Annotated in this window: 10 protein-coding genes; 8 read left to right on the top strand and 2 right to left on the bottom strand. The window is 61.8% G+C overall.

Going from position 1 to position 9,541, the window contains the following annotated elements; translation table 11 throughout:
- Positions 1–85 precede the first annotated feature (85 nt).
- Entirely contained in the window at positions 86–430 is a 345-nt protein-coding gene (locus tag ACW9HW_RS26600) for a pilin assembly protein (RefSeq protein WP_095197121.1), read from the bottom strand.
- A gap of 213 nt (positions 431–643) precedes the next feature.
- Between ACW9HW_RS26600 and ppc the strand changes: the two genes are divergently transcribed.
- The 7 genes from ppc (at position 644) to ACW9HW_RS26565 (ending at position 7,983) form a co-directional block, all read left to right on the top strand.
- Entirely contained in the window at positions 644–3,274 is a 2,631-nt protein-coding gene (ppc, locus tag ACW9HW_RS26595; RefSeq protein WP_457402264.1) for a phosphoenolpyruvate carboxylase, read from the top strand.
- Between the two features lie 288 nt (positions 3,275–3,562).
- Positions 3,563–4,210, top strand: a complete 648-nt coding sequence (adk, locus tag ACW9HW_RS26590; RefSeq protein ID WP_093214773.1) for an adenylate kinase — start codon at positions 3,563–3,565, stop codon at positions 4,208–4,210.
- 108 nt (positions 4,211–4,318) lie between these two features.
- Complete coding sequence (tsaB, locus tag ACW9HW_RS26585) at positions 4,319–4,993, top strand: tRNA (adenosine(37)-N6)-threonylcarbamoyltransferase complex dimerization subunit type 1 TsaB (RefSeq protein ID WP_457402262.1); 675 nt, start codon at positions 4,319–4,321, stop codon at positions 4,991–4,993.
- A 275-nt stretch (positions 4,994–5,268) separates the two neighbouring features.
- Entirely contained in the window at positions 5,269–5,571 is a 303-nt protein-coding gene (locus ACW9HW_RS26580) for a hypothetical protein (RefSeq protein WP_137804705.1), read from the top strand.
- Positions 5,568–6,428: a DUF72 domain-containing protein gene (locus ACW9HW_RS26575; RefSeq protein WP_457402266.1), complete on the top strand. Its 861-nt coding sequence runs from the start codon at positions 5,568–5,570 to the stop codon at positions 6,426–6,428. Before ACW9HW_RS26580 ends, ACW9HW_RS26575 begins: the two co-directional genes overlap by 4 nt.
- 35 nt (positions 6,429–6,463) lie before the next feature.
- Positions 6,464–7,285 (top strand): isocitrate lyase/PEP mutase family protein, encoded by an 822-nt coding sequence (locus tag ACW9HW_RS26570; RefSeq protein WP_457402260.1) that lies wholly within the window; start codon positions 6,464–6,466, stop codon positions 7,283–7,285.
- Positions 7,286–7,287: 2 nt separating this feature from the next.
- Entirely contained in the window at positions 7,288–7,983 is a 696-nt protein-coding gene (locus ACW9HW_RS26565) for an extensin-like domain-containing protein (protein WP_457402258.1), read from the top strand.
- On the opposite strand, the gene ACW9HW_RS26560 is transcribed toward ACW9HW_RS26565, so the two are convergent.
- Positions 7,984–8,604, bottom strand: coding sequence for an energy transducer TonB (locus tag ACW9HW_RS26560; protein WP_457402256.1), 621 nt, complete (start codon positions 8,602–8,604; stop codon positions 7,984–7,986).
- Positions 8,605–8,697: 93 nt separating this feature from the next.
- On the opposite strand from ACW9HW_RS26560, the gene ACW9HW_RS26555 reads away from it, so the two are divergent.
- Positions 8,698–9,480 carry a class I SAM-dependent methyltransferase gene (locus ACW9HW_RS26555; RefSeq protein WP_095197114.1) on the top strand — a complete coding sequence of 261 codons (783 nt, stop codon included), beginning with the start codon at positions 8,698–8,700 and terminating at the stop codon, positions 9,478–9,480.
- The last annotated feature ends 61 nt before the right edge of the window (positions 9,481–9,541 follow it).

The following is a 9,541-nucleotide window of genomic DNA, read 5'->3' as shown; positions in this document are numbered from 1 at the left end:
AGTCAACATTGATATTGACTGATACAACGCCTTCGCGAGCAGGCTCGCTCCCACAGAGGATCACAGGGGATCGCTGGAGGGGGACTTAGTGTTTCTGCTTGTCGTGACCGGCCGACAAATCATGCAGATGACGACGGGACAAGGCGAGAAAGCGCGGGGTCGGACCGATGTCTTCGTACAGTGGATCGCCTTCTTCGTCAGTGGCCACCACCGTCGTTCCCTTTACATACGGAAAGCTCTTTTCCAGTTCTTCGAGGGCGGCGCCAATCAGTTCGCCGAGCAGTTCTTCGGGTTGCCGTTTAGGGTACATCTCAATGATCGCCGCCAGCCTGGCAGCCGCTTCGACATCCAGGTGAATCGAGTAGCCGGTGTCGGTCAGGCGACCCTTGGCGTTTTCTTCCCAATGATGGGCAAGCTCGCGAATTTTCATAATGACCTCATGACGCGCCTGCTCATGGCAGGCCGGAAATATCCGGCATTGGCCGGCGAAAGCCGTTGTACGGCCTACTGTTCAGACTAGCTTCTGCCTTGGCGCTTTAAAGACCCTTCGTCGTCTGGGTTGTAAGAAGCGGCCTGGAGCGGCACTCTCTAGCTCAAGAGCATGAATTTCTTGGCCGCCCGGATTTTTGCTGGAGAATTGCTGATGACCGATATTGATGCACGCTTGCGCGAGGACGTTCACCTGTTGGGTGAGCTGTTGGGCAACACCATTCGTGAACAGTACGGGGACGATTTCCTCGACAAGATCGAGCAGATCCGCAAGGGCGCCAAGGCTGACCGGCGCGGCTCCATGGACGCCGAGCTGAGCGCCAGCCTCAACCAGTTGACTGAAGACGAATTGCTGCCGGTGGCCCGGGCGTTCAACCAGTTCCTCAACCTGGCCAACATCGCCGAGCAGTACCAGTTGATTCACCGCCGGGAAGAATCCCAAGGCGCGCCGTTCGAAGCGCGGGTGCTGCCGGAGCTGCTCGCCCGTTTGCGCGCCGAAGGTCATGGCGCCGAGTCCCTGGCACGGCAACTGGGGCGGCTGGAGATCGAGCTTGTTCTCACGGCTCACCCGACCGAAGTTGCCCGTCGCACGCTGATCCAGAAGTACGACGCCATCGCCGCGCAACTGGCGGCCCAGGACCACCGTGACCTGACCACTGCCGAGCGCGAGCAGATCAAGTCGACGCTCCAGCGCCTGATCGCCGAAGCCTGGCACACCGAAGAAATCCGCCGCACCCGCCCGACACCCGTCGACGAAGCCAAATGGGGCTTTGCGGTGATCGAACACTCGCTGTGGCAAGCCATCCCCAATTACCTGCGCAAGGCCGACCAGGCCTTGCACGCCGCCACCGGCCTGCGCTTGCCGCTGGAAGCCGCGCCGATTCGCTTTGCCTCGTGGATGGGCGGCGATCGCGACGGTAATCCCAACGTCACCGCTCCCGTCACTCGTGAAGTGCTGTTGTTGGCGCGCTGGATGGCCGCCGATTTGTACCTGCGCGATGTCGATCACCTTGCGGCTGATTTGTCGATGCAGCAGGCCAGTGAAGAACTCAGGGCCAAGGCCGGCGACAGTGCCGAACCCTATCGTGCGGTACTCAAGCAACTGCGCGAGCGCCTGCGCGCCACGCGCAACTGGGCGCACACCGCGTTGACGACACCGACGCCTGCCACCGCCGACGTACTGCAAGACGACCGCGACCTGCTCAATCCGCTGGAGCTGTGCTACCACTCGCTGCATGAATGCGGCATGGGCGTGATTGCCGATGGTCCGTTGCTCGATTGCCTGCGTCGGGCAGTGACGTTTGGCCTGTTCCTGGTGCGTCTGGATGTGCGTCAGGACTCGTCGCGACACAGCGCGGCCATGACTGAAATCACCGATTACCTTGGCCTTGGTCGTTATGAGGACTGGAGCGAAGATGAACGCATTGATTTCCTGACGCGCGAACTGAACAACCGTCGGCCGCTGCTGCCGACCCACTACAAGCCGTCGGCCGACACTGCCGAAGTCTTGGCCACCTGCCGGGAAATCGCTGCTGCACCGGGGGCGTCCCTCGGTTCGTATGTGATCTCCATGGCCGGTGCTGCTTCCGATGTGCTGGCGGTGCAACTGCTGCTCAAAGAGTCGGGTGTGTTGCGGCCGATGCGTGTGGTTCCGCTGTTCGAAACCCTCGCCGACCTCGACAACGCGGGACCTGTGATCGAAAAACTGTTGCTGTTGCCGGGCTATCGCTCGCGCCTGCAAGGGCCGCAGGAAGTGATGATCGGCTACTCCGACTCGGCCAAGGACGCCGGCACCACGGCGGCGGCCTGGGCGCAGTATCGGGCGCAGGAGCGTCTGGTGGACATCTGCCGTGAGCAACAGGTGGAGCTGCTGTTGTTCCACGGTCGCGGCGGCACCGTGGGCCGTGGTGGCGGCCCGGCGCACGCGGCGATTCTGTCGCAGCCGCCCGGTTCGGTGGCGGGGCGTTTCCGCACCACCGAGCAGGGGGAAATGATTCGATTCAAATTTGGCCTGCCGGACATCGCCGAGCAAAACCTCAATCTATATTTGGCCGCCGTGCTCGAAGCAACCCTGTTGCCACCGCCGCCGCCCACGCCCGAATGGCGGCATCTGATGGACGAATTGGCCGCCGATGGTGTCAGCGCTTACCGTGCAGTGGTGCGGGAAAATCCCCAGTTCGTCGAGTACTTCCGCCAGTCGACCCCGGAACAGGAACTCGGGCGCCTGCCGCTGGGCAGCCGTCCGGCCAAGCGTCGCGCCGGCGGCATCGAAAGCCTGCGGGCGATCCCGTGGATCTTCGGCTGGACCCAAACCCGCTTGATGCTGCCGGCCTGGCTCGGCTGGGAAGCCGCCTTGAGCAAGGCGCTGGAGCGGGGCGAGGGTGAGCTGCTGGGGCAGATGCGAGAGCAATGGCCATTCTTCCGCACGCGTATCGATATGCTTGAAATGGTGCTGGCCAAGGCCGATGCGGACATCGCCCGGTCCTACGACGAGCGTCTGGTCGAGCCGGACTTGCTTCCTTTGGGTGCGCACTTACGCGACCTATTGTCGCAGGCGTGCTCGATCGTCCTGGGGATGACCGGTCAGTCGCAGCTACTGGCACATAGCCCAGATACCCTGGAATTCATCCGCTTGCGCAACACCTACCTCGACCCTCTACATCTATTACAGGCGGAGTTGCTGGCCCGTTCGCGGCAACAGGATCAAGCGCAGGGCAGCCCGGTGGAACAGGCGCTGCTGGTGTCTGTGGCGGGGATTGCCGCCGGATTGCGAAATACCGGCTAAGGTTTTTGCCGTGGGGGCAGGCGTGCGATGCGTACGTCGGACGCCGATGACTGGCCGCTATAAAAGTGCGGCCAGGCGACAGTTAATGATGGGGTTGCGACTTGGGAAACCGCGCCGGATGGTCACCGGAAGGGGCGGTTTCTCCGACTTTTGGCGGCTTGTGTGGGCGCAGCCTGCTGTGTATCTTGATCAGCCTTTGGCCGTTTGGGCGGCCACGACCCTATTTTTTGAGATTGGCCCCACGAGGCGAATCCGACGTTATCCATATAAAAATTGAGGAGCACATCGATGCGCGTCATTCTGCTGGGAGCTCCCGGGGCCGGTAAAGGTACTCAGGCTAAGTTCATCACTGAAAAATTCGGCATTCCGCAAATCTCCACCGGCGACATGCTGCGTGCGGCGGTCAAGGCCGGCACCGAGCTGGGCATCAAGGCCAAGAGCATCATGGATGCCGGCGGCCTGGTCTCCGATGACCTGATCATCGCCCTGGTCAAGGACCGCATCGCACAGTCCGACTGCGCCAACGGTTTTCTGTTCGACGGTTTTCCGCGCACCATTCCTCAGGCTGAAGCCCTGGTGACGGCCGGCGTGGAGCTGGATGCAGTGGTCGAGATCGCTGTGGAAGACGAAGAGATCGTGCAACGCATCGCCGGTCGCCGTGTTCACGAGGCCAGCGGCCGCGTGTACCACATCGTCTACAACCCGCCGAAAATCGCTGGCAAAGACGACATCACCGGTGAAGAACTGGTGCAGCGCAAGGACGACACTGAAGAAACCGTGCGTCATCGCCTGTCGGTCTACCACTCGCAGACCAAGCCGCTGGTGGATTTCTACCAGAAGTTGTCGGCTGCTAACGGCAAGCCGAAGTACAGCCACATCGAAGGTGTCGGTTCGGTTGAAGCGATCACCGCCAAGGTGCTGGCAGCCCTGAGCTGAAAAACCTGATTCGCTGCATCATCCACGGCCCGCTTGCGGGCCGTAGTTGTTTATACTGACGCACTTTTTTCTGATCCCTCTTTTACCACCCATCTTACGGAAACATCGATGAGCACCTTGCTGGCCCTGGACACCGCGACTGAAGCTTGCTCCGTTGCCTTGCTGCATGACGGCAAAGTGACGAGCCATTACGAGGTGATCCCGCGCCTGCATGCGCAGAAGCTGCTGCCGATGATCCAGCAATTGCTGGCCGATGCCGGGACCACGTTGCAGGCGGTCGATGCCATTGCGTTCGGTCGCGGGCCGGGTGCATTCACGGGCGTGCGCATCGCGATCGGCGTGGTGCAGGGCCTGGCGTTTGCCCTGGATCGTCCGGTACTGCCGGTGTCGAACCTCGCCGTACTGGCCCAGCGCGCTTATCGCGAACACGGTGCAAGCCAGGTGGCTGCCGCCATTGATGCGCGCATGGACGAGGTGTATTGGGGCTGCTATCGCGAGACAGCGGGGGAGATGCGGCTGGTCGGTGCTGAAGCTGTGCTGCCACCCGAGTCCGCCGCATTGCCGGCCGATGCCAGCGGCGAATGGTTCGGCGCGGGCACCGGTTGGGGCTATGGCGAGCGTATTGGCGTCAACCTGATCGGCCAGGACGCGGGCATGTTGCCTCACGCCGAAGACTTGCTGACGCTGGCGCGGTTTGCCTGGGAGCGCGGTGAGGCGATCGTCGCCGATGAGGCGCAGCCGGTGTATTTGCGCGATAAAGTGGCGACGCCAAAGGCACGTTGATCTCCCCGCTTTCCTGTGGCGAGGGAGCTTGCTCCCGCTGGGCTGCGAAGCAGCCCCAGATTTCCACAGGCATAATGTGCAGGCAGTTTCACGACTGCTGCGCAGCCGGACGGGAGCAAGCTCCCTCGCCACAAAGAGCCGATTCCAGCCAATCGTCGTTTTCTAACCCCCGCTTTTAAACCTTTTGTCTTTTATGTGTTCTAGTTATCACTCGGCGGTTTGCGAAGTGGGTTGTGCGCCACTAAACTGCCATCACTGATACCGAGCATGCAATTATGCGTATAGACGGCATTTCCTCTCAGTCCTACCCCATCAAACGCAAGCCGCGCAAAGGCCACGTGGTGGAAGATGAGTCCGTCGATATCGAGGGCGAGCTGGAATTTCCCTCCGAAGAACAACTCGCCGCCCGCGCCAAAGCGTCCGCGCAACGCCTGAGCAATCTGCCTGCCCGTCAGCAAGACATGCTTTACCACCGCGCCATGAGCAAAAGTGTGGCGATGGCCTTGGCCAGCTATCTCAGCACCGCCGGTTTCGTTGACTGGGATGCGGAAGTCATGGGGCTCGACCTGTACATCTGATGCTGCCTTACTACCTCGGCTGTCCGTCCTGGAGTGAAAACGCCTGGCGCGATTACCTGTATCCGCCAGACGCCAAACCCGCCGAGTTTCTCGATCTCTATTCACAAGTATTCAACGCCGTGGAAGGCAACACGACCTTCTACGCGAGCCCGGCTGCCGGCACCGTGCAGCGCTGGGCCGACACCATGCCCGAGCACTTTCGCTTCACCGCCAAATTCCCCGGCGACATCAGCCACGGCGGTGACTTGCGTGAACAGCTGACGGCTGCCGAAACCTTCACCCAATTGCTCAGCCCACTCGGTGAGCGGGTTTCGCCGCTGTGGTTGCAGCTGTCGAAAAGTTTCACGCCGCAGCGCTTGCACGAGCTGGCTGGATTTATCGATGCCTTGCAGCGACCCTTGGCGGTAGAAGTGCGGCATGACGATTTCTTCGCCAAGGGCGACAGCGAGCGGATGCTCAATCGCCTGTTGCTGGATCGCGGCGTCGAGCGCATTTGCCTGGATCCGCGCGCGCTGTTCAGTTGTACGTCCACCGATCCTTCGGTACTGCACGCCCAATCGAAAAAACCCAGGGTCCCACCGCGTCCAGCGGCGTTTACCCCGTTCCCGCAAGTGCGCTTCATCGGCCACCCACAGCTGGAAGCCAACGATCCGTTTCTGTTGCCGTGGGTGGAGAAAATCGCCCTGTGGATTGAAGAGGGGCGCACGCCCTATATCTTCCTGCACACCGCCGACAACGTGCTGGCGGCGAAACTGGCGCAACGTTTCCACGCCCGGTTGATGCTGCGGTTACCTGGCTTGCCGGCGCTGCCTGAGCTATACAGAGAGCCCGCCGCCGAGCAACTTGGCCTGCTCTGAAGGCGGATTCGTTCGCCTTTTTCAGGAGCCTGCCAATGGATGCGCAAACCCTTCGAGCCCATGCGTTCAAAGCCTTGCACGAACGTGATGGTGTTTTTGTGATCCCCAACCCCTGGGATGCCGGCTCGGCAAAAATGCTCGCCAGCCTGGGTTTCGAGGCGCTGGCGACCACCAGCGCCGGTTACGCTTTTTCCCGGGGTCGTCCCGATGGCGGGTTGACCCTGGACGACACCCTGGCCAACGTCCGGGCGATTGTCGCCGCCAGCGACCTGCCGGTCGCGGTTGATCTGGAAAACGGGTTTGCCGATGATCCTGCCGAGTGCGCCAAAAGCATTGTGCGGGCCGCCGAAGCGGGTGCCGTCGGCGGCTCCATCGAGGACTTCACTGGCCGTGATGACAGCCCGATCTATTGCTTCGAGCATGCCGTGGCGCGCATCGAGGCCGCCGTCGCTGCCGCTCGCAGCTTGCCTTTCCCTTTCACACTGACGGCCCGGGCCGAGAGTTTTCTGCATGGTAATCCTGATCTTGATGACACGATCCGCCGCTTGCAGGCCTTTGCTGAAGCCGGCGCGGACGTGTTGTACGCCCCGGGTCTGCGCAGCGCCGAAGACGTACTGGCGGTGGTCCGCGCCGTGGCACCGAAACCGGTCAATGTGCTGATGTCCGGCGGCTTGAAGCTGACGGTGCAGGAGCTTGGCGAAATGGGCGTCAAGCGCATCAGCGTCGGCTCGGCGCTGGCATTGGCGGCGCTGGGCGAGTTCTACCGCGCCGCCGAAGAGATCCAGAAATCGGGCACGTTCGGGTTCACGTCGCGGTCCATGCCGTACGCCCAAGCCAATCAATTGTTCAAAGGCTGACGATGCGGTTGCGGTGGTGGCTGTTGCTGATGCTGTCGGTCATCGGCGCGGCGGGGGTGAGTGTCTGGCGGGGATGGGTGTCGCTGCCGCCGCAGTGGAATCCCTGGGCGCCGCTGGATGTGAAGGCGTCACCGAATCTGCTGACCCGCTACAAACTGATGCGCCTGCGCGATGACCCGCAGCTGTGTGACCAGGCTTTGAGCAGTTCAGGATTGCGCGTGACCCGTCAGGCAGACAGCCCCGACGCCAAGTGTCCGCTGACCGATGCCTTGCGTGTACAGGGCGGCGATGTGGCGCTGAGCAGCAGTTTCCTCGCCAGTTGTCGCCTGGCCGTGTCGTTTGCACTGTTCGAGCATCACGCCCTGCAACCGGCGGCGCAAGCGGTCTATGGGCAGGCGGTCGCGCGGGTGGATCATCTGGGCAGCTTTGCCTGCCGCAACGTCTATGGCCGTGAGAATGGCAGGCTCAGCCAGCATGCATCGGCCAATGCGCTGGACATTGCCGGTTTCCGCCTGGCCGATGGTCGAGCCATCAGCGTACTCAAGGATTGGCCCAAGGATAATCAGGATGCGCAGTTTCTAAGGCAGGTCCGCGATGGCGCCTGCGGTTTGTTCAGCGTGGTGTTGAGTCCGGATTACAACGCCGCCCATCGCAATCACTTTCATCTGGACGTCGGACCGTGGTGGCGTTGTCGATGATCAGGCCGCCAGGCGCAGGTTCTGCAGGATGATCGGGCGCGCCCAGCCATTATCGAAATCGAGTTGTTTCTGTTGCTCGACCAGTTCTTCAGGCGAGAACGGCGGGAAGGGCTTGTCCAGTAGGTCGAGTTCGAACTCGGCGATCGGCAAGTGCAGCGGACGCGGTTGCGGTGCCGGGCCAGCTTCCGGCAAAGGCTGGCCGGCGGTCAGTACAATCGGACGCACCCAGCCGCTTTCGAAGTCCTGCTGTTTCTGCTGGGCGACGATTTCTTCCGGCGGGAACGGTGGGAACGGCTTGTCGGCCAGGTCCATTTCAAATTCGGCAATCGGCAGGAACAGCGGCTCGGGCGGACGAATTTCAGTGTCCTTCACGTCGCATTCGCGCTGGGAAATGATGTGTGCCAGCAGATCGCTGCCGACAGTGGGTTCGACCGGGCTTTCGAGATCCACCGGTGGAAAATTCAGCGATTGCGGCAGCACTTCACCCGACTGTTCGGCCAGCGCCCGGGCAAAGAAATCCTGCCAGATGTGGCTGACGCCGCTCAGTGCCTGGGTGTTTCGCAGGTTGTAGTCGCCGTAGGGCGAGATAAAACCTGTGAATGTGGGTTGAATGTCTGACATTTCTCTCGGTCGACGCTCAGCTCTGGCAAAATGCTCGATAGTTTTGTTATCGGCAGTTTTTGCCGATCATTAATTTTTTGAGCGTGTTTTCCCATGATTGAGCAACCGGCGGCGTGCCGCATCCATGTCGAAGCCTTGGGCGCGACCTTTCAGCCACAGGCCGAGCACTGGGCCGAGCGCCTGGGCCTGCCGCTGCAGGTGGATGACGGTGAGTTCGCGTTGCAGGTGGGCGATCAGGGCTTGCAGCTGCAACAGCTCGGCCCGGATGCACCGGGGCCGGTGCGGGTGGACTTCGTCGAAGGTGGCGCGGCCCATCGCCGGTTGTACGGCGGTGGCAGCGGGCAGATGATCGCCAAGGCTGTGGGCGTTGCTCAGGGCGTGCGTCCGCGGGTGCTGGATGCCACGGCCGGGCTGGGCAAGGACGCGTTCGTGCTGGCCAGCCTGGGCTGCGAGATGAGTCTGATCGAGCGTCAGCCGTTGATCGGGGCGTTACTCGAAGATGGTTTGGCCCGTGGCGCGGAAGATTTCGAGGTGGCCCCGATCGTGGCGCGCATGCGCTTGCTCAAGGGTAATTCGATCGAGGTGATGCGCAACTGGGAGGGTGAGCCGCCGCAGGTGATCTACCTCGACCCGATGTTCCCGCACCGTGAGAAAACCGCGCTGGTGAAAAAGGAAATGCGCCTGTTCCGGCCGCTGGTGGGCGATGACCCGGATGCGCCGGCATTGCTTGAAGCTGCACTGGCCCTGGCCACGCACCGGGTCGTGGTCAAACGCCCGCGCAAGGCGCCGTGCATTGAAGGGCCCAAGCCGAGTCATGCGCTGGATGGCAAATCCAGTCGGTATGACATCTACCCGAAGAAGGCACTCAAGCCCTGAGATCGCGGCGCCTTCTTCGCGAGCAGGCTCGCTCCCACAGGGGATCTACGACATAGAACCA

The organism is Pseudomonas sp. SDO5532_S415 (assembly GCF_054071155.1).
This window is presented reverse-complemented; position numbering and strand designations above follow the sequence as displayed.

What these genes read in the sequence shown, in the direction of transcription:
- ACW9HW_RS26600 (WP_095197121.1), bottom strand. Translation starts at nt 430, where the DNA reads ATGAAAATTCGCGAGCTTGCCCATCATTGGGAAGAAAACGCCAAGGGT.
- ppc (WP_457402264.1), top strand. Translation starts at nt 644, where the DNA reads ATGACCGATATTGATGCACGCTTGCGCGAGGACGTTCACCTGTTGGGT.
- adk (WP_093214773.1), top strand. Translation starts at nt 3,563, where the DNA reads ATGCGCGTCATTCTGCTGGGAGCTCCCGGGGCCGGTAAAGGTACTCAG.
- tsaB (WP_457402262.1), top strand. Translation starts at nt 4,319, where the DNA reads ATGAGCACCTTGCTGGCCCTGGACACCGCGACTGAAGCTTGCTCCGTT.
- ACW9HW_RS26580 (WP_137804705.1), top strand. Translation starts at nt 5,269, where the DNA reads ATGCGTATAGACGGCATTTCCTCTCAGTCCTACCCCATCAAACGCAAG.
- ACW9HW_RS26570 (WP_457402260.1), top strand. Translation starts at nt 6,464, where the DNA reads ATGGATGCGCAAACCCTTCGAGCCCATGCGTTCAAAGCCTTGCACGAA.
- ACW9HW_RS26565 (WP_457402258.1), top strand. Translation starts at nt 7,288, where the DNA reads ATGCGGTTGCGGTGGTGGCTGTTGCTGATGCTGTCGGTCATCGGCGCG.
- ACW9HW_RS26560 (WP_457402256.1), bottom strand. Translation starts at nt 8,604, where the DNA reads ATGTCAGACATTCAACCCACATTCACAGGTTTTATCTCGCCCTACGGC.
- ACW9HW_RS26555 (WP_095197114.1), top strand. Translation starts at nt 8,698, where the DNA reads ATGATTGAGCAACCGGCGGCGTGCCGCATCCATGTCGAAGCCTTGGGC.